The following is a 25,818-nucleotide window of genomic DNA, read 5'->3' as shown; positions in this document are numbered from 1 at the left end:
GCTTCACGGCGGCCCCCGCGCCGGCTTCGTACGGGACGGGGTGGCGGGCACGCGCCCCCGGCCTACCGCCCCAGCGCCGCCATCGCCGCGTTGTGGCCCGGGATCCCGCTCACTCCCCCGCCTCGTACCGCGCCCGCCCCGCACAGCAGCACGTTCGCGTGCTGCGTCTCCACGCCCCAGCGGCCCGTCTCCTTGGTCGCGTACGGGAACGCCAGCTCGCGGTGGAAGATGTTGCCGCCCGGGAGCCGCAGGTCGCGCTCCAGGTCGAGCGGGGTCTTCGCCTCGATGCAGGGGCGGCCGTCGGCGTCGGTGGCGAGGCAGTCGGCCAGGGGCTCGGCGAGGTGGGCGTCGAGTTGGGCGAGGGTGGCGCGCAGCAGCTCGTCCCGTGCGGCGTCGTTGTCGTCGGCGAAGAGGCGGGCGGGGGTGTGGAGGCCGAAGAGGGTGAGGGTCTGGTAGCCGTCGCGGACCAGGTCGTCGGCGAGGATCGACGGGTCGGTCAGCGAGTGGCAGTAGATCTCGGACGGCGGCGCCTGCGGCAGCCCGCCGGCGGCGGCCTCCCGATAGGCGCTTTCCAGGTCCGCGTAGCCCTCCGCGATGTGGAACGTACCGGCGAACGCCTGCCGGGGGTCCACGCGCTCGTCGCGCAGCCGCGGGAGGCGTCGCAGCAGCATGTTCACCTTGAGCTGCGCGCCCTCGGGGGCGGGGTGCGGCGGGTCCTCGTCGAGGAGCGCGGCGAGGGCGACGGGTGAGGCGCCGACGAGCACGGTGCCCGCGGCGACCGTCCCTTCGCCGTCCGCCGTCCGGTACGTGACCTCCGCCTGCTCGCCGTCCGTGTCCAGGCGGACGACCTCGTGACCGGTGGCGATCTCCGCGCCCGCCGCGCGCGCGGTGGTCGCGAGGGCGTCGGTGAAGGCGCCCATGCCGCCGACGGGGACGTCCCAGTCGCCGGTGCCGCCGCCGACGACGTGGTAGAGGAAGCAGCGGTTCTGGGCGAGGGACGGGTCGTGGGCGGAGGCGAAGGTGCCGATGAGCCCGTCGGTGAGGACGACACCGCGCACGAGGTCGTCGGCGAAGGTCTCCTCCACGATCTCGCCCAGGGGCCGCTCGAAGAGCGCGCGCCAGGCGTCGTCGTCGCCGATCCGGGCGCGCAGCTCGCCGCGGGTGGGCAGGGGCTCGGTGAGGGTGGGGAAGACGCGCGCGGCGACGTCCTGCGTCATGCCGTAGAACCGCCGCCAGGCGTCGAACTCGTGGTCACCGCCGGTCAGGGCGGCGAAGGACTCCCGGGTGACGGAGCCGGGGTCGGTCTCGACCAGGAGCCCGGTGGGCCGGCCGTCCCGGACGGCGGGGGTGTAGGAGGAGACGGCGCGCTTGCGCACGGCGAAGGCGAGCCCGAGGTCGTCGACGATGGCGCGGGGCAGGAGGCTGACGAGATACGAGTAGCGCGACAGCCGGGCGTCGACACCGGGGAACGTACGGGCGGACACGGCGGCGCCGCCGGTGTGGTCCAGACGCTCCAGCACGAGCACGGACCGCCCGGCACGGGCGAGGTAGGCGGCGGCGACGAGCCCGTTGTGACCGCCGCCGACGACGACGGCGTCGTAGCTGCTACGGAGGGACATGGCTCTTGGTAACACGGAAGATCGCGGCGGGCCAGGGGACACGAGGGCCCTGCGGGCGGCGACCGGGGGCGGGTGCCGGGGGGCGGGTGCGGAAGGGCGGGTGTCGGAAGGTGGGTGCCCGAAGGTGGGTGCCCGAAGGTGGGTGCCCGAAGGTGGGTGGAGGGGCGGTGCCGGCAGGGAGAGGCGCGAGGCTCCGGGGTTCAGCCCGATGCCCGGCGGGAGGCCGCCAGGCGGTAGACCTCCGCCGCCTCTGCCGTGCGGCCCAGTTGCTCCAGGCAGTGGGCCTCGTCGTGGCGGCTGGACAGGGTCTCCGAGTGCGCCGCGCCCAGGGTGCGTTCGCGGGCGCGGGCGACCTCGCGGTGGACCGTCAGCGCCTCCGCCCAGCGGTTCAGCCAGCCCAGCGCGACGGCGATCTCACGGCGGCCCGCGAGGGTGTCGGCGTGTTCGGGGCCGAGGGCCCGTTCGCGTACCGCCGTGACCTCGCGGGCCTCCGTCAGGGCCTCCTGCCAGCGGCCGAGGCGGCCGAGGGTGACGCAGCGGATGTGGCGGGCGCGGAGCGTCTCGGGGTGGCGGGTGCCGAGAATCTGCGTGCGGTCGGCGATGAGGGTCTCGTAGTGGCCGAGGGCTTCCTCGTGCCGGCCGAGGCGGCCGAGGCAGATGCCCGCCTCGTAGCGGGCGGCCTGGGTGTCGGGGTGGTCGCGGCCGAGGGTGGCGGCGCGGGCGGCGGCGACCTCGCGGTACGTCGCGAGGGCCTGCTCCCAGTGGCCGAGGCTCCCGAGCGCGTGGCCGACCTCGTAGCGGGTGACGAGGGTGTCGGGGTGGTCGGCACCGAGGACGCGGGTGCGGACGGCGGTGACCTCGCTGGCGACGCGGTACGACTCCTCGTAGCGGCCGAGGCGGCTGAGGGTGTACGCGAGGTTGTGGCGGCAGCGCAGGGTGTCGGGGTGCTCGTAACCCATGGTCCGCTCGCGGTCGGCGAGCACGCCGCCGTAGACCTCCAGCGCCTCGGCGTGCCGGTTGAGCTGCCCGAGGGCATACGCGGTCTCCTGCCGGACGGCGAGCGTGTCGACGTGCTCCCTGCCGAGGCGCCGCTCCCTGCCTGCGGCGGCGGTCCTGAACTCCTCCAGCGCCTCGGCGGTGCGCCCGAGCCGGGCGAGGCACAGGCCGGTCTGGTGGCGGGAGGCGAGGGTGTCGGGGTGGTCGGCACCGAGCGCGGCGCCGCGTTCCGCGCCGAGGGCGCGGTGGGCGGCGGCGGCTTCTTCCCACCGGCCGAGCCGGGCGAGGCTGACGGCGGCGTCGTGGCGCCCGGCGAAGGCGTCGAGGACGTGTGGCGGGGTGGTGGGGTTGCCGGGCGAGGTGGTGGGGGGTGCGTAGGGGTGCGGCGGGTGGGTGGAGTGGGGCGGGGTGTGGGAGGAGGGGGGCGCGTGGGAGAAGGGGTGGTGCCCGGAGGCGCCACCGGAGGCGTCGGGGAGGGGGCCGTGCACGCTGGGGGCACCGGCCGGGCCGTACGGCCCGCCGGAGCCGGGGGCGGCACCGGGACCCGGCGCGTGCGCACCGGGGTGGTGGCCGGGCTCGGGGGTATCGCCCGGGCCGTGGGCTCCGCCGGGGACCGGACCGTACGGCGGAGGTGGGCCGGGGGCGTAGGCGGTGGCCGGGGGCGGCGTGCCGCCGGAGCCGTGGGCCCCGCCGGTGCCCGGGTCCGGGTGCGCCCCGCCGGGGCCGTAGGCGCCGTTCGCGGGCATGCCGGGGCCCGTGCCGCGTTCGGGCCATGTGGGCGGGGGCGTCGTCGGGGCGGGGGCCGTGCCGTTCGTCGGTGGCCAGGTGCGTAGCAGCGCGTCCGCCGGACGGCCGTGCGCCGGGGTCGCACGGGGCGCGCGTACGGAGCGGGCGCCCGCGGTGATGCCCGCCGTCCACGCCGGCAACCCGGCCTCACCGCTCCCCCGGCTCTCCCCCGGGGTCGCCCCTCTCTCCCCGGCCTGCCCGTCGACTCCGCTCTCGCGGTGGTTTCCGTTCCCCTGCACCCCGCCGCTCTCCCGGCCTCCGCCGCTCCCCTGCCCCACCTCGCTGCCCCGGCCCGCGGCCTCCGCCGCAGCGCGGCTGCGCCGCAGCCGCGTCGACAAGTCGCCCGCGTCCGAGGGTCTGTCCTCCGGGGCCTTCGCCAGCAGGTCCAGCACCACCCGTTCCAGCGGCTCCGGGATCTCCGGGCGGTGCGTGCGCAGCGGCTCGGGCGGGGTGTCGCGGTGGCCGACCAGGATCGCCCAGGCGTCGTCCATGTCGAACGGAGGGACGCCGGTGGCGAGTTCGTACAGGACGCAGCCCAGCGAATAGAGGTCGCTGCGGTGGTCGATGCCCCCGCCGCCGGAGATCTGCTCCGGCGACATGTAGTGCGGGGTCCCCATGGCCATGCCGCCCGCGCCGGTGAGGCGGGAGGTGAAGCCGATGTCGTGCGCGAGGCGGGCGATGCCGAAGTCGAGGATCTTCACCGTGCCGTCGCCGAGGCGCATGATGTTGGCGGGCTTCAGGTCCCGGTGGACGACGCCCTGGTCATGGGTGTACGCGAGGGCCGCCGCGACCTGCTCCGCGATGTCGATGATCTCCTCGACCGGCAGCGGCCGGTGCCCGCCCGCCTCCAGCAACTGGCTGAGGTTGCGGCCCTGCAGCAGCTCCATGACGAGGTACAGCACGCCCTCGTCCTCGCCGAAGTCGTGCACGACGGTGACGCCGCGGTGCTGGAGCAGCGCCGCGACGCGGGCCTCGCGGCGGAAGCGTTCCTGTATCGCCGTGGAGAGCGGGTGCCCCTGGCGGTGCGGGCCCGCGGGCTTCAGGCACTTGACCGCCACGCGACGGCCCAGGGACTCGTCACGGGCCTGCCAGACCTCGCCCATGCCGCCGCGGCCGAGGAGTTCGAGCAGCCGGTAGCGGCCCTGGATCAGCCTGGTCTCCGCCATCTCCCCCTGCCGCCCCCGCTGTCGCTGTCGCCGCCTCGTCGTCACTCGTGGCTGTTACCCGTGGCCTTATCCCCCGACTCGTCCAGTATGGCTGCCGTTCGTACGAGCGTGGAAGGTGAGGGCCGCGACGGGGGACCGAGACGGTCCATGGCTTTCAGTATGTTTCGCGGCGGCAGCCGCCACCGCAGCCCGGCCGGTATGGCGCGCAGGAGCGCGGCCGTCGCGCGCAGCCTGCGGTCGACCACGGCGGGCGGGGGCGCGGGGCGGCCGTAGAGAGCGTGGGCGATCGGCGGCAGCGTGGCGTAGGCGAGGCCGGCGACCCGGCGCCAGAGGAGCGTGCGGGCGGGGACGAGGAGCGCGTTGACGGGCGGGCGGCGCAGGAAGGCGTCGACGTCGGCGGATTCGGGGGTGGCGGCCAGTTCGGGGGCGACGCCGTCGAAGTAGGCGGCGAGGGCGGCGGTGTCACCGGGGACGGCGGCCGGATCGAGGCCCACGAGGCGGGCGGCGGTGCGCTGTTCGCGTATGTAGGCGTCGGCGTACGCGTCGGGGATCGTCAGGCCGGAGCGGCGGGCGACGTGGAGGTAGGAGTCGATCTCGGCGCAGTGGACCCAGAGCAGCAGCGCGGGCTCGTCGACGCGGTAGCGGTCGCCGGTGGCGGGGTCGACGGCGTGCAGCCGGCGGTGGATGCCGCGGACGCGCGCGCCGGCGCGTTCCGCGGCGGGGGCGGCGGCGTAGGTGACGGTGCCGACGAAGGCGGCGGTGCGCATGAGCCGGCCCCAGGCGTCGGCGCGGAAGTCGGAGTTCTGCATGACGCCGCGTACGGCGCGCGGGTGCAGGGCCTGGAGGTAGAGCGCGCGGACTCCGCCGATCCACATCACCGGGTCGCTGTGCAACTGCCAGGTCACAGAGGCGGGCCCGAACAGCCCCGGATCCGGTTCGCCTTCGGGCACGCCCATACGGACCCCTCCCCAACGGCGCGCGGGCGCCCGCCGTGCGCTGGGCCCATTGTCACCCGCCGGGCGTGCACGCCCGGGTCCGGGTGCCGGCCCGGTTCGTACGGGCGGAAGGAGCGCCCGGGGTCAGGAGCCGGCAGGGGGGCGTACGCGGATCTTGGACTGGCCGTGCGGCAGCTTCTCCCAGTCCGCCATGAACTCCGCCCGCAGCCCGTGCTTCTCCGCCATCGCCACCAGCGTCTCGGTGCGGTAGTAGAAGTCCTCCCGCAGCACGTGGTGTTCCTCGGTCTCCGTACGGTCGAAGGTGAAGTCGAACCAGCCGTCGGGCCGCAGCACCCGGCCGACGTGCGCGAGGCATTCGTCGATGACGTGCGGCGGGGAGTGCGAGAAGACGCTGTGCGCGTGGACGACGCGGAAGTGCGCGGCCGGGAGGAAGGCGAAGGTCAGGTCGCGTACGGGTGTCAGGCGCGGCAGCTTGTCCTGGAGTTCGTGCCGCACGAGGGTGTCCTGGGCGGCGAAGAGGATGTCCGGGGAGATGTCGAGGCCGTAGTAGCGGCCGCGCTCCAGGTAGTCGATGAAGCGCCAGCCGGCCCGCAGGTTGCCGCAGCCGATCTCCAGCATGCGGTCCCCCGGCCGCAGCCCGTGGTCCACGAGGTAGTCGAACTGCATCTTGCCCAGCGCCAGCCAGCGGTCGTGCGACCTGCTGCCCACGGCCGCCTCGGGGTCGGCGGAGTCGGAGCGCATCACGGCGCGGTAGTACGCGACGTGGTCGCGGGGGTGGCGCAGCCGCAGCCAGGCGTCGCGGCCGGCGCGGGCGAGGTAGCGGGGGACGCGGTCCGGGTGGCGGGCGGCGTAGCGGACGCGGTGGGTGAGGGTGGTCCGGTTTGCTGTGAGGTTTTTCCGCGGCAAGGTGCACCCCAGGTGGATCGCGGTGGAACGTGCGTGGGACGGGTGTGGGACGAGCGGCGTGCGGGCCGGACGGTGGCCGCAGAGTCTAGGTGCCGAACACGCATACGCAAGCGGGCCGCACCGACGAGCGGCCGTTCGGGCGACGGTCGGGAAATCTCCCGTACGGCTGTACCTCCGACGCCTGCCCAGGGCGTGACCGGGACCCCCGCTGCCGTGATACTGGGCAAGCCAGAGCCGATCGTCACCCGGCGCGAACGCCACCGGAGGTACCCATGCGAATGCTCATCAACGTGCCGGAGACCGTGGTGCCGGACGCCCTGCGCGGCATGGCCGCCGCCCACCCCGATCTGACGGTCGACGTCGAGAACCGGGTGGTGGTGCGGCGGGACGCGCCCGTCACCGACAAGGTCGGCCTGGTCTCCGGCGGCGGCTCCGGGCACGAGCCGCTGCACGCCGGCTTCGTCGGCCGCGGGATGCTGGACGCCGCGTGCGCCGGGGAGATCTTCACCTCGCCCGTCCCCGACCAGATGACGCGCGCCGCGGCGGCCGTGGACGCCGGCCGGGGCGTGCTGTTCATCGTGAAGAACTACACCGGCGACGTGCTGAACTTCGACATGGCCGCCGACCTCGCCCAGGACGAGGGCATCCAGGTCGCCAAGGTGCTTGTGGACGACGACGTGGCGGTGACCGACAGCCTCTACACGGCGGGCCGGCGCGGCGTCGGCGCGACGCTGTTCGTCGAGAAGATCGCCGGCGCGGCGGCCGACGAAGGCGCGCCGCTGGAGCGGGTGGAGGCGCTGGCCCGCAAGGTCGTGGAGTCCTCGCGCAGCTTCGGCATCGCGCTGAGCGCGGTCACGACGCCGGCCAAGGGCAGCCCCACGTTCGACCTGCCGGACGGCGAGCTGGAGCTGGGCATCGGCATCCACGGCGAACCGGGCCGCGAGCGGCGGTCGATGATGACCTCGCGCGAGATCGCGGACGTGACGGTGGACGCCGTGCTGGAGGAGCTGCGGCCTTCGGGGCCGGTGCTGGCGCTGGTCAACGGCATGGGGGCGACCCCGCTGGTCGAGCTGTACGGCTTCAACGCGGAGGTGCACCGGGCGCTGACGGAGCGGGGGGTGTCGGTGGCCCGTACGCTCGTCGGGAATTATGTGACGTCACTGGACATGGCGGGGTGCTCGCTCACGCTGTGCCAGGCGGACGAGGAACTGCTGCGGCTCTGGGACGCGCCGGTACGGACGCCGGGGCTGCGCTGGGGGATCTGAGGCCCGGCGGTACGGGGCCCGCACACGGTCCCGTAGCGGCAGGTCCGGCAGGGTTGGCAGAAGCAGGTACGAGAAGGGATGCGGCAGGTGCTCGACGCGGAATTCTTCCGCCGCTGGATGCTCTCCACGGCGGCAGCCGTCGACCGGGAGGCCGACCGCCTCACCGACCTCGACTCGGCGATCGGCGACGCCGACCACGGCGCGAACCTGAAGCGCGGCTTCACCGCCGTGCGCACGGCCCTGGAGGAGGAGCCGCCGCAGACGCCGGGTGCGGTGCTGGTGCTCTCCGGACGGCAGTTGATCTCGAAGGTCGGCGGCGCCTCTGGCCCGCTGTACGGCACGCTGCTGCGCGGCACCGGCAAGGCCCTCGGCGACGACGCCGAGGTCACGGACGAGGCGCTGCGCGCCGCGCTGGACGAGGGGGTGGGCGCGGTCGCCAAGCTCGGCGGCGCGGCGCCCGGCGACAAGACGATGCTCGACGCGCTGACGCCCGCCGTGGCGGCGCTCGCCGACGGCTACGGCGCGGCGCGTGCGGCGGCGGAGAAGGGCGCGCAGGACACCATTCCGCTGCGGGCGCGCAAGGGGCGGGCCTCGTACCTCGGCGAGCGCAGCATCGGCCACCAGGACCCGGGCGCGACGTCGTCGGCGCTGCTCGTCGGCGCGCTGGCCGACACGGCCGAGGGGGTGTCCGGTGACTGAGGGCCCGCTGGTCGGCGTCGTGCTGGTCGCGCACAGCGCCGCGGTCGCCGAGTCCGTCGCCGGAATGGCGGTCGCGCTGGCGGGCGTGGGCACGGTGGCCGTCGAGCACGCGGGCGGCACGGCGGACGGCGGCTTCGGCACGGACGCCGACCGCATCGCGGCGGCGGCGCGGGCGGCGGACCGGGGCGCGGGCGTGGGGCTGCTGGTGGATCTGGGCAGCGCGGTGCTGACGGTGAAGTCGCTGGTGGAGAACGAAGAACTGCCGGCGGGCGCGCGGCTGCTGGACGCCCCGTTCGTGGAGGGCGCGGTGGCCGCGGTGGTCACGGCGTCGACGGGGGCGGACCTGGACGCGGTGGAGGCGGCGGCGCAGGAGGCGTACGGATACCGCAAGGTGTGAGCACGGCCCCGCGGGCGCTCTGGGGCGGCCGGGGCAGGTGTGCCCGGGGGGATCCCGTCGGCGGTGGTCCGGATGGGAGCGCTCTCCGCGGGGAAGGCAGTCGGAGGTACGGGCGGCGCCCGCGTGCGCCGCGGGACTCGGCGTGCGCGCGCAGGCGCCGCCGGATACGAAGGGGCGGGATCGTGAAAATAGCCGTGTTCGGCGCGGGCAGCATCGGCTGCCATCTCGGCGGCATGCTGGCGGAGGTGGCCGACGTGACCTTAGTCGGCCGGCCGGCGGCGATGGACGTACTGCGCTCCCGCGGGCTGCTGCTGACCGGCGGCGGCCGGGCGGAGCGCCGGGTCGCACCGGCCGAGATACGCCTGGCGACCGGGGCGCAGGCCGCCGCCGGGGCGGACTACGTGCTGGTCACCGTGAAGTCCGCGGCGACCGTGCAGGCCGCCCGCGAACTGGCCGGGCATCTGGCGCCCGGCGCGACGGTCGTGAGCTTCCAGAACGGGCTGCGCAACCCGGCGGTGCTGCGCGAGGGCCTGCCGGGGCGGACGGTGCTGGCGGGCATGGTCCCGTACAACGTGGTGCAGGCGGCCCCCGGGGTGTACCACCAGGGCACGGCGGGCGTGCTGATGGTCGACGGGGGTGAGCGCTCGGCGCCGCTGGTGGTGGCGATGGCGCAGGCGGGGCTGGAGATCGAGCAGCGCGACGACATGCCCGACGTGCAGCACGCGAAGCTGCTGATGAACCTCAACAACGCGATCAACGCACTGTCCGGCCTGCCGCTGCGGGAGCAGCTCGGCCAGCGCTCGTACCGCGCGTGCCTGGCACTGTGCCAGCGCGAGGCGCTGGCCGCCTTCCGCGCGGCGAACCTGGCCCCCGCCCGGCTGAGCCCCGTGCCGCCGGGCCTCATGCCGCTGGTGCTGCGCCTGCCCGACTGGCTCTTCCGCCGCCTGGCGGCGGCGACGCTGCGCGTCGACGCCCAGGCCCGTTCGTCGATGTGGGACGACCTCCAGCGGGGCCGCACCACGGAGATCGACACGCTGCAGGGCGAGGTGACGGTGCTGGCGGCGCGCCACGGCCTGCGGGCACCGGCGAACGCGAGGCTGGCGGAACTGGTCCTGGAGGCGGAGTCCAGCAAGTCGGCCGAGCCGCGCCGGTGGGGCGGCGAGGAGCTGCTGGCGGAGCTGACGGCCGCGACGACGGGCGGCGCGCAGGGCTGAGGAGGGCGGGGCCGCGGCCTACGGGCCCGGTGTGGCCGCCGCCTCCGCAAACCACGTCGGGCCGTCCGCCAGCGCCAGCCGGATCCGGTGGCGGGCGAAGTCCTCCAGGTCCGCCGGCAGGGCGTCCGGGTCGAACCAGCCGACCTCCAGTCCCTCGTCGTCGTTGACCCGGGCCTCGCCGCCCGTCGCGCGGCAACGCAGCGTGATGTCCATGAACTGGCACTTGTCCCCGTTGGGGTACTGGATCGGGTCCAGCCCTTCCACCCCCACGACCCGCTCCACCGTGCACACGACGCCCGTCTCCTCGCGCACCTCGCGGACCGCCGTCTGCGCCGGCTGCTCGCCCGGCTCCGGGATGCCGCCGACGATCGACCAGCGGCCCGTGTCGGCGCGCCGGTGGAGCAGCACCCGGCCGTCGTCGACGACGACGGCGCTGATGCCGGGGAGGAAGAGCAGTTGCTGGCCGGCGGTCGCGCGCAGTTCGCGGATGAAGTCGGGTGTCGCCATGGTCGTAAGCGTAAACGGGCCCGGCAGGCGGCCGGGAAACGCGGTGTGACCGGCGGACTACGCCTCGGCGGGGCCGCCGGTGAGGGGATGGCGCAGGCGGTCGCGGATGGCGCGTACGGCCTCTTCCGCGTTGTCGACGGTGATCGTGAAGTCGTGGTCGTTCGCCAGCCGCAGCACCAGGCCCTCGCCGCGGCGCACGACCACGGCGGTGCCCTTGCCGGGGCGCCAGCGGTAGCCCCAGCCGCCCCAGTGGCGGGGCGTGACACGGGGCTCGAAGTCGGCGGCGAGCACGTCGGTCAGGGGGATGCGGCGGCGCGGCAGGCCGAAGTGCCCGCAGCGGATCTCCAGCGCGTGGTCGTCGACGCTGACCGCCACGTGCACGAAGGCCAGGGTGCCGGACAGCACCAGCAGTCCCGCGGCGATGCAGCCGACGACGGACATGACCAGCGGGGCGAGCCCGCCGGTCCAGGGCGCCGCGATGGCCAGCTCGATGCCGAGGGCCATACAGGCAGCGCCGATCAGGGCGAGCAGCCACTGCACACGGCTCGTGGCCCGCCCGGTCCAGACACGGGGGCGGTCGTCCTTCATGTTACCGAGGGTACGCCAGCCGGGCGGTGGCGGCAGCGCGCCGCGGCTAGCCGGGCACGGCCCCGGAGCGGGCCGGGGCGCCGGCCAGAAGCCGCCCCTCCGCGTATCCCAGGGCGGCGGGCGGCAGGGTGCCGGGGCGGCCGGAGAGGAGGACGGTGAGGTCGCCGGAGGGCGCCGCGGCGGGGTCGGGGGCGGCGCCGATACGGCGCAGGACCTGCCCGGCGACCGCCCCCGCGGAGCCGTACAGCGCCGGGGGCGGGGCGGCGGGCCGCCGGACGGCGGCGCGGATGCGCTCGCCCACCAGCTCGTAGTGGGTGCAGCCGAGGACGACGGCGGTGACGTCGCGGGGAGTGCGGGCGGCGGCGGCCGCGATGGCGGCGTCGACGGCGGCCTCGTCGCCGTGCTCGACGGCGTCGGCGAGGCCGGGGCAGGGCACCTCGGTGGCGGCGGCACCGCCGGCGAAGTCGCGGATGAGCCGGCGCTGGTAGTCGCTGCCGGTGGTGGCGGGCGTCGCCCAGACGGCCAGCGGCCCGCCGCCGGCGGCGGCGGGCTTCACGGCGGGCACGGTGCCGACGACGGGCAGCGCGGGCTCCAGCTCGGCGCGCAGCGCGGGCAGGGCGTGCACGGAGGCGGTGTTGCAGGCGACGACGAGCGCGTCCGGCCCGTACGCCGCGGCGGCCCGCGCACACGCGAGCACCCGCTCCCCCAGGTCACCGGGCTCCCGGGGCCCCCAGGGCATGCCGTCGGGGTCGGAGGACAGCACGAGCCCCGCATCGGGCCGCAACCGCCGCACCGCGGCGGCGGCGGGCAGAAGTCCGAGCCCGGAATCCACAAGCGCGATCTTCACGCCGGTCACTTTAGTGCCTCCGGCAGGGAGGCGGACCACGGTCCCACGGGGCGGGGCCGGCCGATCCGCGGGGCGCCGGCCAGGGACACATGGGGCCGCGGTGGGCATCGAACCCGGACTGCGCACGATCCGTCACGGCAACCGCGCGCGGGCGGGTCGGGCCAGGCAGACCGCCGCACGTGCCTGGGAGCAGGGCGGCGGGCGGCGGGGCTCGGGGAGTTGCACGGACGGGTTCGCGCAGGGGCACCACGTGCCCTACGGCCGCAGGTGCCGCGCCGGCGTCCACCCGCGTCTCAGCGATTCCGCTGCGACGTCCGCCGCGACCCGCGCCGCGGTGCTCGCTCCGCGGGGGGTCGCGCGGGAGACTTGGGCGCGTGACTCTTCTGGCGTGGATCGCCGTGCTCTCCCTGGCCGCCTGGGCCTGGTTGCTCGTCGGGCAGGGGCTCTTCTGGCGGACCGACGTGCGGCTGCCGCTGCGGCCGCCGCTCGCGCAGTGGCCCTCCGTGGCCGTCGTCGTGCCCGCGCGGGACGAGGCCGCCGTGCTGCCCGACAGCCTGCCTTCCCTGCTGGCGCAGGCGTATCCGGGGGACGCGCGGGTGTTCCTCGTCGACGACGGCAGCACCGACGGCACCGCCGAGACCGCCCGTTCGCTCGCCGCCCACGCCGGGGACGGTGCCCTCCCGCTTACCGTCTCCTCCCCCGGGGAGCCTCCGGAGGGGTGGACCGGGAAGCTCTGGGCGCTGCGGCACGGGATCGAGCAGGCGTACCGAGCCGACGCCGAGTATCTGCTGCTCACCGACGCCGACATCGCCCACCGGCCCGAGAGCCTGCGGGAGTTGGTCGCCGCCGCCGAGGCCGGGGGGTACGACCTGGTGTCGCAGATGGCCCGGCTGCGTACCGCGACCGGCTGGGAGCGACTGGTCGTGCCGGCGTTCGTGTACTTCTTCGCCCAGCTCTACCCGTTCCGCTGGGTCAACCGCGCCGGCGGCAGGACCGCCGCCGCGGCCGGCGGGTGCGTTCTGCTCAAGGCCGACGCCGCCCGCCGGGCGGGGATCCCCGAGGCGGTGCGCGGGGCGCTCATCGACGACGTGTCCGTGGCCCGTGAGGTCAAGCGGACGGGCGGGCGGATCTGGCTGGGGCTCGCCGAACGGGTCGACAGCGTGCGGCCGTACCCCCGGCTGGCCGAGCTGTGGGGGATGGTCTCGCGCAGCGCGTACGCCCAACTGCGGCACAGTCCGCTGCTGCTGGCCGCCGCCGTGGGCGGGCTGGCGCTGGTGTACCTCGTGCCGCCGCTGGCGGTCGCGGCCGGGCTCCTCGGCGGCGCGCCCGGTGTCGCCGTCGCGGGGACGCTTGCGTGGGCCGTGATGGCGGGGACGTATCTGCCGGTGCTGCGGTACTACGGACAGCCGCCGTGGGCCGCCGCGTTGCTGCCGTTCACCGCCGGGCTGTATCTGCTCATGACGGTGGACTCGGCCGTACGGCATCACCGCGGCAAGGGTGCCTCCTGGAAGGGCCGTACGTACGCGTGAACGTACGTGTGACGTACGCGCGAGTAGCCCAACTCCCCCCGTCCACCTGCTCTTTACAGAATCTCAACACGTCGAGAAGCCCGTTTTACCCTTGTTGACACGCATTGATAAGGGTCGGTCACTTCGAACCCGCAAAACAACCCTCTTATCGGTCTCCCCAACGACCACATGGTGGGCTTAACTTACTGGGTATGACCTCCCCCCGCCCGTACGGCAGTGGCTACTATGCCGCGCCTGCCTTCCCCGACACCCCGATCTACGACAGTCTGGTCGAAGAGCGGGGTACCCCCCAGATCGCCCCGATCCGGGTCCCTTCGTACGACTCCGGCCCCCACCTGCCGGCCCTGCCCGCGCCCCGCGCCGCCCTGCCGCCCGCCCCGGTACCGGCGCCGGCCCCCGCACCCGCGCCGCACCCCCACCAGCCGTACGGGACACAGGTCGCGCACACCCCGCAGCCGACGGTCTACGGCCACCAGCCCGCCCCCCAGCCGGCCCCGCCGCAGCCGTTCGTCCCGCAGCAGGCGCAGCCGGCCCGCTGGGACCAGGGGTACGAGCAGCAGCGCCCCCAGCAGCAACAGCCGCGCCCGCAGCAGCAGTCGGCGCCGCCCGGGTACGAGGCGATGCGCCCCGTCGCCCCGCGGCCCGCGCCGCCGCAGCCGGCCCAGCCCGCCCGGCCGGCGTCCCCGCAGACGTACGCGGATCAGTACGCCAGGCCGTACTACCAGGACGGACAGCGCTACTGAGCACCGGCCGGCCCTGAACAGTGGCCGGCCGACCTCGCCGCGCGCGCTACGGTGGTGCCTCAGCCAAGCCGACGCACGAGGTGGGGGCAGAGCAGGACATGGCACAGGGCTCCGTCCAGGTCACGCACACCGGCTCCACACGGGCCGGGCGATGGCGCCGGCGCACCGGGGAGTACGGGTCGCTCGCGGCGGCCCTGGAGGCCGCGGGCGACGGTGACGTGCTGTCACTGGCCCCGGGCACGTACCGGGAAAACGTCGTGCTGGAGCGGGCGGTGACGCTGCGCGGCCCCGGCGGCGCGGTCGGCTCCGTCCGCATCGCGCCGGCCGACGGCGTGGCGCTGACCGTCCGGGCGTCCGCGGTGGTCGAGGGGCTGCACGTCGAGGGGGAGGACGCGGCGGTCCCGGCGGTGCTCGTCGAGGCGGGGCGGCCGGAGCTGACCGGGCTGCGGGTGGTCACCCGCTCCGCAGCGGGCATAGAGATCCGCGGCGACGCCCGGCCCACGGTCCGCCGCTGCGCCGTCGACAACCCGGTGGGTACGGGGGTCACGTTCGCCGACGGGTCCGGCGGCGCGCTGGAGGGTTGCGAGGTGCTGGCCGCCGGGCGCAGCGGGGTCGCGGTGCGCGGCGGTTCGAGCGCGCACCTGTCGCAGTGCCGCATCCACCACGCGGGCGGCGCCGGGCTGCTGCTCACCGGCGAGGGGAGCACGGTCGAGGCGGTGGGCTGCGAGGTCTACGAGATCAAGGGCGCCGGCGTGCAGTTGACGTCCCGCGCCTCCGGGGAGCTGACGGACTGCACGGTGCACCGCACCTCGGGTGACGGCATCTCCCTCGACACCGAGGCGGTCGTCAAGCTCACCGACTGCGAGATCCACGACGTCCCGGAGAACGCCGTGGACCTGCGCTCGCGCGCGCAGGCGCGGCTGGCGCGGGTCACCGTGCGCCGGTTCGGGCGCAACGGCCTGTCGGTGTGGGACGCGGGCACGCGCGCCGAGGCGGCGCAGTGCGAGGTCCACGACAGCACCGGCGACTATCCCGCGGTGTGGGTGAGCGACGGCGCCGCCGCGTCGTTCACGTCCTGCCGGGTGCACGACGTGCCCGACGCGCTCGTCGTCCTCGACCGCGGCTCGGCGGTCGAGGCGACCGACACCGACCTCGCGCAGATCCGCGGCACGGCGGTGTCGGTGAGCGACGGCGCCACCGTCGCGCTGGAGCAGTGCCGGATCCGGGACGCGGCGACCGGCGCGTGGTTCCGCGACCACGGCAGCGGCGGCACGGTGCGGGACACCACGGTCGACTCGGTCGCCTCGGGGATCATCGTCACCAAGGGCGCCGACCCGGCGGTCGAGGGGTGCACGATCACCTCGCCCACGGAGGCCGGGGTGTTCGTCTCGGCCGCGGGCCGCGGCTCGTTCACGGGCTGCCGGGTCACCGGGAGTCTCGGGTACGGCTTCCACGTCATCGACGGCTGCCGTTCGACCCTGACCCGCTGCCGTACGGAGCGCTGCGCGCGCGGCGGCTACGAGTTCGCGGACGCGGGCCCGTCCGCCCCCGAGGGCTCCGCCGGCGGTCCCGTCGTGGAGGACTGCACGAGCGACGAGAGCGCCGAGATGGCGAGCGCCCGCCCCACGGTGCCCGCCGCCCGTACCGAGCCGGAACCGGACGGCCTGCTGGGCGCCTTCGCGCCGCAGCAGGCGGGCGCGGCGGGTGCCGCGCGGGCGGCCGTCGAGGCGCCGCCCGCGACCCGGCCCGCCCGGGAGGTGCTGGCGGAGCTGGACGCGCTGGTCGGGCTGGAGAACGTCAAGCGCGAGGTGCGGGCGCTGACCGACATGATCGAGGTCGGCCGGCGGCGCCGGCAGGCGGGCCTGAAGGCCGCTTCGGTCCGCCGCCACCTGGTCTTCACCGGCTCCCCCGGCACCGGCAAGACGACGGTGGCGCGGATGTACGGCGAGATCCTGTCGTCGCTGGGCGTGCTGGAGCGCGGGCACCTGGTGGAGGTCTCCCGGGTGGACCTGGTCGGCGAGCACATCGGCTCGACGGCGATCCGCACCCAGCAGGCGTTCGAACGGGCCCACGGCGGCGTGCTGTTCATCGACGAGGCGTACGCGCTGGCGCCCGAGGACTCCGGCCGCGACTTCGGCCGCGAGGCCATCGACACGCTCGTGAAGCTGATGGAGGACCACCGCGAGTCGGTGGTGGTGATCGCCGCCGGCTACACCACGGAGATGGAGCGGTTCCTCGCCGTCAACCCGGGCGTGGCCTCGCGCTTCTCACGCACCATCACCTTCGGCGACTACACCGCCGAGGAACTGCTGCGGATAGTCACGCAGCAGGCCGAGGAGCACGAGTACCGCCTCGGTGACGGTACGGACGAGGCGCTGCTGAAGTACTTCACCGTGATCCCCAAGGGCGCCGGCTTCGGCAACGGCCGTACCGCCCGGCAGACGTTCGAGGCGATGGTGGAGCGGCACGCCGGCCGCGTGGCCCAGCTTCCGGATCCCACGACCGACGAGCTGACGCTCCTCTACGCGGACGACATCCCGGTTCTGCCCTGAGCGGCCGCCCCGTCCGCGGTCTCGGCGCCCGGCTCCCCCGCGGGCCGCGGCACCTGCCGCGGCCACTCCTCCGCGCGCGCGGCGGGCGCGACGGCGATCCGGGCGATCAGTTCGGCGCGTTCGACGGCGAAGGCCGGGTCGGCCTGGTAGTCGGAGTGCGCGTTGATCGCGGCGGGCAGCGGGTGTTCCGGCGTGCGCTCGAAGGCCAGTGGGTCCTTGAGCGGCTTGCGGTCGACGTCGCTGGGCCGCCCGTCCGGCGGCGTGGGCCGCACCGGGCCGCCGATGGGGTCGGTCAGCCGCCACAGGTTGCGCCAGGCGTGCGTCTGGTCGTCGAGTTCGGCCAGCGCCCGGTCGCCGAAGTACGCCGGGAACCAGCGCCCGTAGAGCCGGCGCAGCGGTGATCCGTACGTCAGCAGCGCGACCCGGCCGCGGATGTCCGGGTCGAGCTGCCAGACCGCGGCGGCGGCGAGCACGCTGCCCTGGGAGTGCCCGGAGATGACGAGGCAGCCGCCGGTGCGGCTGGTCCAGGTGCTGGTCCGCCAGGCGAGGTCGGGCACGGCGCGCTCGGCGTAGCAGGGGGGTGCGAAGGGGTGGGCGGCGCGCGGCCAGAAGGTGCCGACGTCCCAGAGGATCCCGACCGTACGGCGCGACTTGGGGTCCCGGTACGCCTGCCGTCCCATGGCCAGCAGCAGGATGACCCCGGCGCCCATCATCCAGGAGCCGAGCGCCTGCCCGGTCTGCGCCAGCCCGGGCAGCGGTCCCGGGGCGCCGCGAGCGGCCTTGCCGGGGACCTCGTCGGTGAGCCAGGCGCCGAGGACGGCGCCCGCGCCGAGGACCAGGGTGGCCAGCGCGGCGGCGCCGAGCGCGGGCGGCGCGTCGTCGGTGAGCCGGGCGCGGGCGATGGCACCGGCGATGCGTCCGGTGCGCGGGTCGTTGTCCTCGGTGTAACGGTGCTCGGTGGGGTAGAGCCCGGCGACCTCGGTGGCGATGCGGCGGCGCACCACCCACGTCCGCCAGCCGCCGGCCAGCGCCAGCAGCAGCACGAGAAGGGCGATCACGGGTATCGCCGTGGCCTGCCAGGACAGCACGACGGGCGGGCCCGCGAGCGGGCCGTTCTCGCCGGGGGTGGCACCGCGGTCCAGCCAGTCGGCGACCCGCTGGGCGACGCCGCCGGAGAAGACCCCGGCCACGGCGCTGGCCAGCAGCGCCACGCACGCGCCGCCGAGGCCGCGCAGCGCGGGCGGCTCGCCGGTGGCGCGGCGCTGGAGCAGCCAGCCGGTGACCGCGAGCCCCGCCGCGAGCACGCCCTGCGCCACGGCGAGGCCGCCGAAGACCGACGTGCCGGGCAGCCGTCCGGTGGCGACCCAGTCGGGCCGGGACCAGGAGGTGTGCACGAGCACCGCGGCCAGCAGCGCGAGCGCGGCGAGGGGCAGGGCCCGCACGGCGCGGCGGTCCTCGCCCATGTCCGGCTCCGCCTCCGTCCGGCCCGAGCGGCAGACGAGTGCGACGACGGCGACCCAGCCGGCGGCGGTCAGGGCGCCGAGCACCCAGCCGGTGACGCGGAGCCCGCCGCCGGTGTCCTCGTCGGCCGCGACGGTGACGGTGACGAGCGCGGAGGCGACGGCGAGAAGCCCCGTGGCGGTGTGCGCGGCGCGCAGCCGGGCCACCAGGCGGCGCCCGTACCAGAAGCCGGGCAGGGAGAGCGCGGGCTGATCCCCACCGGCGGCGGGAGCGCCCGCGCGAGGGGAGGGCTTGGCCGACTCGTACATGCTCCAGGTGCGCCGCGACAGCCACCACAGCAGCGCCGTCAGCAGCACGGGCACCAGCGCGGCCAGCGCGAGCCGCCTCCCGGGCGCCCCGAACCAGCCGCCGGAGCCGGCGGACATGAAGCCGAGCCACGACTTGTCCGCGACGCAGTGCGCGCTGCCCGCGCACTGCCAGGCCAGCAGGTCGAGCGTCACCTCGCCGGCGGCCAGCACGAGCTGCACGGTGAGCGTGAGCGCGAAGATCCGCACCAGCACGTCGTACGCCCGGTGGGCGCCGTGCCGCGCCGGGGCGGCGGGGCGCATCCAGTGCGCGAGGTTGGCGATCATGAACGGAAGGAGGACCAGCCACAGCGCGCGGGCGCCGTTGCCGGAGGTCAGGTTCGACCAGCAGTACGCCTCCTGCACCGGCTCCGTACGGGATCCGCCGCCTTCCCCGCGCTGCTCCCCCGCGGCTTCCCCCGCAAGCTCCTCTGCCCGCACGTCGTCCGTACGGCGGTGGATGCCGGCCGTACGGTCGCCGGTGACCAGCTCCGTGCGCGGGTCCCCCAGCATCTCCTGCGGGGTGGCCCCGCCGACGCCGTGGACCAGCAGCTCCAGCGCCGGCTGCGGCGCCGTGCCGTCGTGTCCGTCCGTCCCGCCCGGCGGTGTGCGCCCCTTGGCGCTCAGCGCTTCCGGCTGCATGCCTCTCGCCCCCCCGTACCGTCCTGCGGTCACTACCGGTGTCCAGCATCCCGGGATCGGCCGTCCGGTGCAGCTTCCCGCGCGGCAGGCGAAGCAGAATCGTGACGCCGGGTTCCCCCGGTGGCCGAACACCCGCGGCCAGGTGTCGTACCCGCATGGGAAGATGACCCGGACAAGCGACCCCGGGACGAAGGGCGGACGGCGTGAGCGACAACCAGAACCTGCTCGCGGAGCAGCGCCGGGCCCTCATCCTGGACGAGGTCCGGCGCCGCGGCGGGGTACGGGTGAACGAGCTGACGCGCCGGCTGAACGTCTCGGACATGACCATCAGGCGCGACCTCGACGCGCTCGCGCGCCAGGGGGTCGTGGAGAAGGTGCACGGCGGCGCGGTCCCGCTGGCCGAGGCGAGCACGCATGAGCCGGGCTTCGAGGCCAAGTCCTCCCGGGAGACGGGCGCGAAGGAGGAGATCGCCCGCGCGGCGGCGCAGATGGTGGCGCCCGGCGCGGCCATCGCGCTCTCCGGCGGGACGACGACGTTCGCGCTGGCGCGGCATCTGGTGGAGGTCCCGGACCTGACGGTGGTGACCAACTCGGTGCGCGTGGCCGACGTGTTCTACGCGGCGCAGCAGCCGGGGGCGCGCGGTGCGACGGTGGTGCTGACGGGCGGGGTGCGGACGCCGTCGGACTCGCTGGTCGGCCCGGTGACCGACCAGGCGATCCGCACGCTCCACTTCGACGTGCTGTTCATCGGGGTGCACGGCATATCGGTGCAGGCCGGTCTCTCCACGCCGAACCTGGCGGAGGCGGAGACGAACCGGCACCTGGTGCGGGCGGCGCGGCGCGTCGTGGTGGTCGCGGACCACACCAAGTGGGGCACCGTGGGCCTGAGTTCGTTCGCCTCGCTGGACGCGGTGGACGCGCTGGTGACGGACCCGGGGGTGCGTCCTGACGCGCGGGCGGAGATGGCGGAGCATCTGCCGGAGGTCGTGGTCGCGGGCGAGCCGCAGGAGCCGTCGGAGGGCTGAGCGGCCGGGCCGGGGCGAAGCGGGCGGGGCGTCAGCAGGTCCAGCGGCCGGTGGCGAGGAAGGCATCGAGGTGCGCGGCGTACGGGCCGATGTCGAGGCCCTGCTCGGCGAGCCAGTCGTCGGAGTAGTACTTGTCGAGGTAGCGGTCGCCCGGGTCGCAGATCAGGGTGACGACACTGCCGTTGGTCCCGTCGGCGACCATCTCCCCGACGATCCGCAGCGCGCTCCAGAGCCCGGTGCCGGTCGAGCCGCCCGCGCGGCGGCCGATGGCCCGCTCCAGGGCGCGTACGGCGGCGACGGTGGCCGCGTCGGGGACCTTCATCATCCGGTCGATGGCCGCGGGCAGGAAGCTGGGCTCCATGCGGGGGCGGCCGATGCCCTCGATGCGTGAGCCGCTGTCCACGGTGACGTCCGGGTCGCCGCTCTCCCAGCCGGCGAAGAAGCAGGAGTTCTCCGGGTCGGCGACGCAGACGCGGGTGTCGTACTGGAGGTAGCGCACGTAACGGGCGATGGTGGCGGACGTGCCGCCGGTGCCCGCGGTGGCGACGATCCAGGCGGGCTCGGGGAAGCGCTCCAGGCGGAGCTGGGTGTAGATCGACTCGGCGATGTTGTTGTTGCCGCGCCAGTCCGTCGCCCGCTCGGCGTAGGTGAACTGGTCCATGTAGTGGCCGCCGGTCTCCTCGGCGAGCCGGGCGGACACCTCGTACACCGTCCGCGGGTCGTCCACCAGATGGCAGGTGCCGCCGTGGAACTCGATGAGGCGGGTCTTCTCGCTGCTGGTGGTGCGCGGCATCACGGCGATGAAGGGCACGCCGATGAGGTCGGCGAAGTACGCCTCGGAGACGGCGGTGGAGCCGGAGGACGCCTCGATGACGGGCTTGCCGGGACGGATCCAGCCGTTGCAGAGGCCGTAGAGGAAGAGGGAGCGCGCGAGGCGGTGTTTGAGACTGCCGGTGGGGTGGGTGGACTCGTCCTTGAGGTACAGGTCGATGCCCCAGCGCTCGGGCAGCGGGAAGCGGAGCAGATGGGTGTCGGCGGTGCGGTTGGCGTCGGCCTGCACCTTGCGGACGGCCTCCTGCAGCCAGGCACGGGCGGCGGGGTCGCTGCGGTCGACGTCGAGGGTGGGAAGGGCGCCGCCGGGCGCGGCGGCCGGAGGCTGTGCGCTGGCGGTCACCACCTGATCATATGCGGGCCTCTGGCCACCTCGGCCGGTCGTGGGCACACTGGCAGGAGTGCTGGTGCCGCCCGCTGTCGCGGGGTGGTGCCGCCCATGCGCGCTCATCGCTCCAGGGGGAGCGCTGTGGGGGAGCCGAGGAGGGTCGGCGTGGCGGAGACGGAGTACACGGCTCGCGGGGTACGGATAGGGCGCTGGTTGCGCTCATTGACCCGGGCGGGGCAGGTGCATATCAAGGACGGCCGGCTGGAGTTGCTGACCAGCTACGGCACCCAGATCGACAGCGCCCCGGTCAAGGAGGTGCGCGCGGCCCGCCCGTGGTTCGGCCGCGGTGACCGGGCGGTGGCGTCGGTCAACGGCAGACAGTACGTCCTGACGCTGGCGGGCGAGCGGGGCAAGGACGAGGAGTCGGGCGAGAAGGCGGCGGGCCGCTTCCTCGAAGCGGTACGCGCCGCACGCGGCACGGCGGACTTCGGCTGACGTGACGAGGGCCCGTCCCGCTCCCCGAGGAGCCGAACGGGCCGTCCGCCGCGTACCTCCGCCGGTCACTCGCTCGCTATCGCGCCCAGGACGTCCAGCCTGGCCGCCCGCCGGGACGGGCGCCAGGCGGCCAGGGCGCCCGCGGTGAGGCCGACCAGGGCCACGATCGCCAACTGCATCGGCGGCACCGTGAACACCCCGTCGCCGGAGGAGTCCGTGGCCTTCGTCATGGCCCAGCCGAGGAACGCGCCGAGCGTCAGCCCGCCCGCCGTGCCGAAGGCGGCGACGAGCACCGACTCCCAGCGGACCATCGCGCGGAGCTGCGCCCTGGTCTGGCCGACCGCGCGGAGCAGGCCCAGTTCGCGGGTGCGCTCGTGCACGGCGAGGGTCAGGGTGTTGGCGATGCCCAGCAGGGCGATGAGCACGGCGAGTGCCAGCAACGCGTACACCAGCGTCAGCATCATGTCGACGCCCGCCGCGGAGGACTCGGCGAACTCGTCCCGCGTCTGCACCTCCGGGTTGCCGTACCGCTCGGCGACGGTCTCCACCGCCGCCTTGCCGTCCGCCTCGGCCACACCGTCCTTGAAGGCGACGGCGACCAGCGAGTCGGAGTCCTGCATGCGGTGCGGCTCCCACGCCTCGCGGGTGAGGACGTAGTCCCCGGCCAGGTCCGCCCGGTCGAAGACGGCGCGTACGGTGAACGGCTGCTTCTCACCGTCGGTGAAGGTGAAGTCCGCGGTGCTGCCGACCTGCCAGCCGTGGTCGTCCGCCTCGCTCTTGGAGACCGCGACCCCGTCCGTGCCCAGGCCCGTCAGGCTGCCCTGGACCGTACCGAGGTCCAGCACCTCGCCCATCCTCCCGGGATCCGTGATGGTCAGCGCCCGCCCTCCCCCACTGCCTTCGGCCTCGGTACCCCCATCGTCCACCCGGGCCACGCCGCTGCCGAGGCCGAGCGCGTGCTCCACCTCCGGCAGCTCCGCCACCGCCGGGGCGACCTTCGGGCTCAGCGCGCCGCTCTCCGGCCCGAAGGCGGGCACCCGCACCGCCACGTCGCCGGCGAAGGCGCGCGAGACGGTCTGGTCCATCGTGGACTTCAGCGAGGCGCCGAAGACCGTGAACAGCGACACCACGGCGACGCCGATCATCAGCGCGGTCGCCGTGGCCGCGGTGCGCCTGGGGCTGCGCAGCGCGTTGCGGCGGGCCAGGCGCCCGTTCATGCGGCGCAGCGGGGCACCGAGGATCCGTACGGCGTACGAGGACGCCACCGGGCCCAGCACCACGAAGGCGGCGAGCGTGACGACCGCGCCGGCGACCGTGAGCATCACCGACGGGCCGGACGACGCCCCGTACACCGTCAGGACGACGCCGGCGGCGGTGAGCACGCCGCCGACGAGGGCGCGTACCCGGGAGGAGCCCGAGTCGTCCACGGCCGTCTCGCGCAGCGCCGCCAGCGGCGACGTACGGCCGGCGCGGACCGCGGGGGCCAGCGCGGAGGCCAGGCAGACCAGGACGCCGGTGGCGAACGGCAGCGCGAGCGACAGCCCGCTGATCACCAAGTCGCCGTCGGGGAAGGGGAATCCGACCGCCGGGAAGAGCGCCTGGAGCCCGGCTGCGATCCCCACGCCGCCGGCGAGGCCGACGAGCGAGGCGAGCACGGCGACGGCCAGGGCCTCGGCCATGGTCTGGGCCACGACCTGGCGCCGGGTGGCGCCGAGCGCCCGCAGCAGGGCGTTGTCGCGGGTGCGCTGGGCGACGACGATCGCGAAGGTGTTGTAGATGCTGAACGTCGCGACCAGCATGGCCACGCCCGCGAAGCCGAGCAGGCCGGCGGTGAAGCCGCTGAGGAACTGGCCGGCGATCTGGTCCTGGTTCTCCTCGGTGACCTCCTGCCCGGTGACGGCCTCGATGCCCTCGGGCAGCGCCGGGGACAGGGACCGGACCACGTCGGCCTGGCTCTCCCCCGGGCCCGCGCGCACCTGGATGCTGGTGGCCCGGCCGGGCTCGGACGTCAGGTACTTCTCCGCGTCGGCCCGGGTCAGCGCCGTGAAGCTGGTCTGGCCCATCGCGTCCTCGCCGCCGAAGGTGGAGATGCCGACGATCGTCACCTTCAGCGGGTCGGGGGTGCGCACGGTCGTGGTGTCGCCGATGCCCAGGCCGGCGTCCTTCGCGGCGCCCCTGTTGACGACCGCCTCGCCGGAGCGCTCGGGCGCGCGGCCCTCGGCGATCTGGTACGAGTTCAGCTCCTCGTCGGCGATCCAGTTGCCGGCCAGGGTCGGAGGGCCACCGCCGCCCACCGGCTCGCCGTCCTTGTCGAGGAGTTGCCCGGGGCCCTCGATGCGGGGCTCGGCCGCGGCGACGCCCGGCATCCGCGCGATCTCGTCCGCCAGTTCCGTGGGAACGGTCCTGCGGGTGCCGAACGACTCGCCGGGGGTGGTGATCATGTCGTCGCCGCGCACCACCGCGTCCGTACCGCTGGTGGCGCGGCCGAACATGGCGTCGAAGCTGGACCTGAGGGTGTCCCCCATGACGAGGGTGCCCCCGAGGAACGCGACGCCGAGGAGCACGGCGAAGAACGTGCCGGCGAACCGCCGCTTGTGCGTGCGCAGTCCGGCCATGCTCAGCCGCAGCGACGCGCGGGTGCCGCTCATGACGCACTCTTCCTCTCCGCAGTGGTGTCCAGGGAACGTGCCGTACGAGGGGTCTCGCCCACGAAGCGCTGCATGCGGTCCAGTACGCGGTCCGCGGTGGGCGCGGCCATGCGGTCGACGAGGCGGCCGTCGGCGAGGAAGACCACCTCGTCGGCGTAGGCCGCGGCGACCGGGTCGTGGGTGACCATGACGACGGTGCGGCCCAGTTCGCGCACCGTGTCGGCGAGCAGGCCCAGGACCTCGGCGCCGGAGCGCGAGTCGAGGTTGCCGGTGGGTTCGTCGGCGAAGACCACGTCGGGGCGGCCGGCGAAGGCGCGGGCCACGGCGACGCGCTGCTGCTGGCCGCCGGACAGCTCGGCGGGCCGGTGGTGCAGCCGGTCGCGCAGGCCGACCACGTCGATCAGCGAGTCGGTCCACGCGAGGTCGCCGCGGCGGCCCGCGAGGTCCATCGGCAGCGTGATGTTCTCCGCGACGGTCAGCGTCGGCAGCAGGTTGAACGCCTGGAAGACGAAGCCGATCCGGTCCCGGCGCAGCATCGTCAGCCGCTTGTCGTCGAGCGCGCCCAACTCGGTGTCGCCGATGAAGGCGGCGCCCGCGGTGAGCGTGTCGAGGCCGGCCGCGCAGTGCATCAGCGTGGACTTCCCGGACCCCGAGGGACCCATGATGGCCGTGAACCGGCCGGCCGGGAAGGCGACCCCGACGCCGTCGAGCGCCCGGACCTCGGTGTCGCCGCTGCCGTAGACCTTGACCGCGTCGACCACGCGGGCGGCCGCGCCGGCGCGTACCGGGGCGGTGGTCGCGGAGGTCATGCCGCACCGCCCTTGCCCTCGGCACGGCGGCCGAACTCCTCGTTCAGCACGGACAGCCGGCGCCAGTACTCGTCCTCGTCGATCTCACCGGCCGCGAAACGCCGGCCGAGGACGGCGATCGGCGACTGCTCGCCGTAGCCCGGACCGCCGGGGCCGCCGGGGAACCGCTGCCAGGGCGCGCCCCGGCCGCGCCAGACGACGCGGCGGACGAAGAAGAACAGCCCGCCGAGGACCAGCGCCCACATGAGCGGGAAGAGCAGGATCCAGGGTCCGGGTCCGCCGTCGTTCCCGTGCGCCAGTGTGTTCATCGGTCTCGACTCCTCGATGGTTTCCGTGGTGCTGACACCATCGAGACTCCCGCCGGAAGGGGGTCCGGGTCGTCGTACGGCCAGCGGCACCCGGCCTGCTCCCGGCGGAGTATGCGGGCGGGCGCCGGCTGCTTCCCGCCGCCGTCCGCGGGGGCGT

21 protein-coding genes are annotated in these 25,818 nt (G+C 75.1%); 9 read left to right on the top strand and 12 right to left on the bottom strand.

The window, feature by feature from the left end:
- Window positions 1–62: 62 nt before the first annotated feature.
- The 4 genes from ABGA99_RS03985 to ABGA99_RS03970 form a co-directional block, all read right to left on the bottom strand.
- Window positions 63–1,619, bottom strand: coding sequence for an NAD(P)/FAD-dependent oxidoreductase (locus ABGA99_RS03985; protein WP_347577008.1), 1,557 nt, complete (start codon window positions 1,617–1,619; stop codon window positions 63–65).
- A gap of 200 nt (window positions 1,620–1,819) precedes the next feature.
- Window positions 1,820–4,567, bottom strand: a complete 2,748-nt coding sequence (locus tag ABGA99_RS03980) for a serine/threonine-protein kinase (protein WP_347577007.1) — start codon at window positions 4,565–4,567, stop codon at window positions 1,820–1,822.
- 41 nt (window positions 4,568–4,608) lie between these two features.
- Window positions 4,609–5,523, bottom strand: a complete 915-nt coding sequence (locus ABGA99_RS03975; protein ID WP_347582152.1) for an oxygenase MpaB family protein — start codon at window positions 5,521–5,523, stop codon at window positions 4,609–4,611.
- A gap of 123 nt (window positions 5,524–5,646) precedes the next feature.
- Window positions 5,647–6,429 (bottom strand): class I SAM-dependent methyltransferase, encoded by a 783-nt coding sequence (locus ABGA99_RS03970; RefSeq protein ID WP_347582151.1) that lies wholly within the window; start codon window positions 6,427–6,429, stop codon window positions 5,647–5,649.
- 272 nt (window positions 6,430–6,701) lie between these two features.
- Between ABGA99_RS03970 and dhaK the strand changes: the two genes are divergently transcribed.
- The 4 genes from dhaK to ABGA99_RS03950 all read left to right on the top strand — a co-directional run bounded on the left by dhaK (window position 6,702) and on the right by ABGA99_RS03950 (window position 10,004).
- Window positions 6,702–7,694: a dihydroxyacetone kinase subunit DhaK gene (gene dhaK / locus ABGA99_RS03965; protein WP_347577004.1), complete on the top strand. Its 993-nt coding sequence runs from the start codon at window positions 6,702–6,704 to the stop codon at window positions 7,692–7,694.
- Window positions 7,695–7,781: 87 nt separating this feature from the next.
- The gene (gene dhaL / locus ABGA99_RS03960; protein WP_347577003.1) at window positions 7,782–8,393 is read left to right on the top strand and encodes a dihydroxyacetone kinase subunit DhaL; all 612 of its coding nucleotides are present in this window, start codon (window positions 7,782–7,784) and stop codon (window positions 8,391–8,393) included.
- Window positions 8,386–8,790, top strand: coding sequence for a PTS fructose transporter subunit IIA (locus ABGA99_RS03955; RefSeq protein ID WP_347577002.1), 405 nt, complete (start codon window positions 8,386–8,388; stop codon window positions 8,788–8,790). The genes dhaL and ABGA99_RS03955 overlap by 8 nt, the downstream gene beginning before the upstream one ends.
- Before the next feature lie 182 nt (window positions 8,791–8,972).
- Window positions 8,973–10,004, top strand: coding sequence for a 2-dehydropantoate 2-reductase (locus ABGA99_RS03950; RefSeq protein ID WP_347577001.1), 1,032 nt, complete (start codon window positions 8,973–8,975; stop codon window positions 10,002–10,004).
- Window positions 10,005–10,022: 18 nt separating this feature from the next.
- On the opposite strand, the gene ABGA99_RS03945 is transcribed toward ABGA99_RS03950, so the two are convergent.
- The 3 genes from ABGA99_RS03945 to ABGA99_RS03935 are packed head-to-tail and all read right to left on the bottom strand — an operon-like array spanning window position 10,023 to window position 11,946.
- Entirely contained in the window at window positions 10,023–10,511 is a 489-nt protein-coding gene (locus tag ABGA99_RS03945; RefSeq protein WP_347577000.1) for an NUDIX domain-containing protein, read from the bottom strand.
- Window positions 10,512–10,568: 57 nt separating this feature from the next.
- Window positions 10,569–11,099: a hypothetical protein gene (locus ABGA99_RS03940; protein WP_347576999.1), complete on the bottom strand. Its 531-nt coding sequence runs from the start codon at window positions 11,097–11,099 to the stop codon at window positions 10,569–10,571.
- Window positions 11,100–11,145: 46 nt separating this feature from the next.
- On the bottom strand, window positions 11,146–11,946 hold the full coding sequence (locus ABGA99_RS03935) for an aspartate/glutamate racemase family protein (RefSeq protein ID WP_347576998.1): 801 nt from the start codon (window positions 11,944–11,946) through the stop codon (window positions 11,146–11,148).
- 374 nt (window positions 11,947–12,320) lie between these two features.
- Between ABGA99_RS03935 and ABGA99_RS03930 the strand changes: the two genes are divergently transcribed.
- From ABGA99_RS03930 to ABGA99_RS03920, 3 genes are all read left to right on the top strand, one after another.
- Window positions 12,321–13,475: a glycosyltransferase gene (locus ABGA99_RS03930; protein ID WP_347576997.1), complete on the top strand. Its 1,155-nt coding sequence runs from the start codon at window positions 12,321–12,323 to the stop codon at window positions 13,473–13,475.
- A gap of 191 nt (window positions 13,476–13,666) precedes the next feature.
- Complete coding sequence (locus ABGA99_RS03925) at window positions 13,667–14,218, top strand: DUF6643 family protein (RefSeq protein ID WP_347576996.1); 552 nt, start codon at window positions 13,667–13,669, stop codon at window positions 14,216–14,218.
- Between the two features lie 98 nt (window positions 14,219–14,316).
- A complete protein-coding gene (locus ABGA99_RS03920) occupies window positions 14,317–16,770 on the top strand; it encodes a right-handed parallel beta-helix repeat-containing protein (protein ID WP_347576995.1) in 2,454 nt (817 codons plus the stop codon).
- Here the strand turns inward: ABGA99_RS03920 and ABGA99_RS03915 are convergent.
- Complete coding sequence (locus tag ABGA99_RS03915) at window positions 16,740–19,217, bottom strand: hypothetical protein (RefSeq protein WP_347582150.1); 2,478 nt, start codon at window positions 19,215–19,217, stop codon at window positions 16,740–16,742. The genes ABGA99_RS03920 and ABGA99_RS03915 overlap by 31 nt on opposite strands.
- A 203-nt stretch (window positions 19,218–19,420) precedes the next feature.
- Between ABGA99_RS03915 and ABGA99_RS03910 the strand changes: the two genes are divergently transcribed.
- Window positions 19,421–20,242, top strand: coding sequence for a DeoR/GlpR family DNA-binding transcription regulator (locus ABGA99_RS03910; protein ID WP_347576993.1), 822 nt, complete (start codon window positions 19,421–19,423; stop codon window positions 20,240–20,242).
- A 31-nt stretch (window positions 20,243–20,273) separates the two neighbouring features.
- On the opposite strand, the gene ABGA99_RS03905 is transcribed toward ABGA99_RS03910, so the two are convergent.
- Entirely contained in the window at window positions 20,274–21,416 is a 1,143-nt protein-coding gene (locus ABGA99_RS03905; protein ID WP_347576992.1) for a PLP-dependent cysteine synthase family protein, read from the bottom strand.
- Window positions 21,417–21,566: 150 nt separating this feature from the next.
- Here ABGA99_RS03905 and ABGA99_RS03900 point away from each other — a divergent pair, with 150 nt between their 5' ends.
- Window positions 21,567–21,896: a hypothetical protein gene (locus ABGA99_RS03900; RefSeq protein WP_347576991.1), complete on the top strand. Its 330-nt coding sequence runs from the start codon at window positions 21,567–21,569 to the stop codon at window positions 21,894–21,896.
- A gap of 65 nt (window positions 21,897–21,961) precedes the next feature.
- Here ABGA99_RS03900 and ABGA99_RS03895 read toward each other — a convergent pair whose 3' ends face one another.
- The 3 genes from ABGA99_RS03895 to ABGA99_RS03885 are packed head-to-tail and all read right to left on the bottom strand — an operon-like array spanning window position 21,962 to window position 25,661.
- Window positions 21,962–24,544, bottom strand: a complete 2,583-nt coding sequence (locus ABGA99_RS03895; RefSeq protein WP_347576990.1) for an FtsX-like permease family protein — start codon at window positions 24,542–24,544, stop codon at window positions 21,962–21,964.
- Window positions 24,541–25,353 (bottom strand): ABC transporter ATP-binding protein, encoded by an 813-nt coding sequence (locus ABGA99_RS03890; protein ID WP_347576989.1) that lies wholly within the window; start codon window positions 25,351–25,353, stop codon window positions 24,541–24,543. Before ABGA99_RS03890 ends, ABGA99_RS03895 begins: the two co-directional genes overlap by 4 nt.
- Window positions 25,350–25,661, bottom strand: coding sequence for an SHOCT domain-containing protein (locus tag ABGA99_RS03885; RefSeq protein ID WP_347576988.1), 312 nt, complete (start codon window positions 25,659–25,661; stop codon window positions 25,350–25,352). The genes ABGA99_RS03890 and ABGA99_RS03885 overlap by 4 nt, the downstream gene beginning before the upstream one ends.
- Window positions 25,662–25,818 lie beyond the last annotated feature (157 nt).

Source organism: Streptomyces sp. B5E4, from assembly GCF_039871555.1.
GTDB lineage: Bacteria > Actinomycetota > Actinomycetes > Streptomycetales > Streptomycetaceae > Streptomyces.
The sequence above is the reverse complement of the archived record's forward strand: the minus strand, read 5'-3'. Positions and strand labels throughout refer to the sequence as shown.

Bases quoted from the DNA above. Each gene is read 5' to 3' on its own strand.
- ABGA99_RS03920 (WP_347576995.1), top strand. From the start codon at position 14,317: ATGGCACAGGGCTCCGTCCAGGTCACGCACACCGGCTCCACACGGGCC.
- ABGA99_RS03980 (WP_347577007.1), bottom strand. From the start codon at position 4,567: ATGGCGGAGACCAGGCTGATCCAGGGCCGCTACCGGCTGCTCGAACTC.
- ABGA99_RS03940 (WP_347576999.1), bottom strand. From the start codon at position 11,099: ATGAAGGACGACCGCCCCCGTGTCTGGACCGGGCGGGCCACGAGCCGT.
- ABGA99_RS03975 (WP_347582152.1), bottom strand. From the start codon at position 5,523: ATGGGCGTGCCCGAAGGCGAACCGGATCCGGGGCTGTTCGGGCCCGCC.
- dhaK (WP_347577004.1), top strand. From the start codon at position 6,702: ATGCGAATGCTCATCAACGTGCCGGAGACCGTGGTGCCGGACGCCCTG.
- ABGA99_RS03915 (WP_347582150.1), bottom strand. From the start codon at position 19,217: ATGCAGCCGGAAGCGCTGAGCGCCAAGGGGCGCACACCGCCGGGCGGG.
- ABGA99_RS03895 (WP_347576990.1), bottom strand. From the start codon at position 24,544: ATGAGCGGCACCCGCGCGTCGCTGCGGCTGAGCATGGCCGGACTGCGC.
- ABGA99_RS03925 (WP_347576996.1), top strand. From the start codon at position 13,667: ATGACCTCCCCCCGCCCGTACGGCAGTGGCTACTATGCCGCGCCTGCC.
- ABGA99_RS03945 (WP_347577000.1), bottom strand. From the start codon at position 10,511: ATGGCGACACCCGACTTCATCCGCGAACTGCGCGCGACCGCCGGCCAG.
- ABGA99_RS03985 (WP_347577008.1), bottom strand. From the start codon at position 1,619: ATGTCCCTCCGTAGCAGCTACGACGCCGTCGTCGTCGGCGGCGGTCAC.
- ABGA99_RS03890 (WP_347576989.1), bottom strand. From the start codon at position 25,353: ATGACCTCCGCGACCACCGCCCCGGTACGCGCCGGCGCGGCCGCCCGC.
- ABGA99_RS03885 (WP_347576988.1), bottom strand. From the start codon at position 25,661: ATGAACACACTGGCGCACGGGAACGACGGCGGACCCGGACCCTGGATC.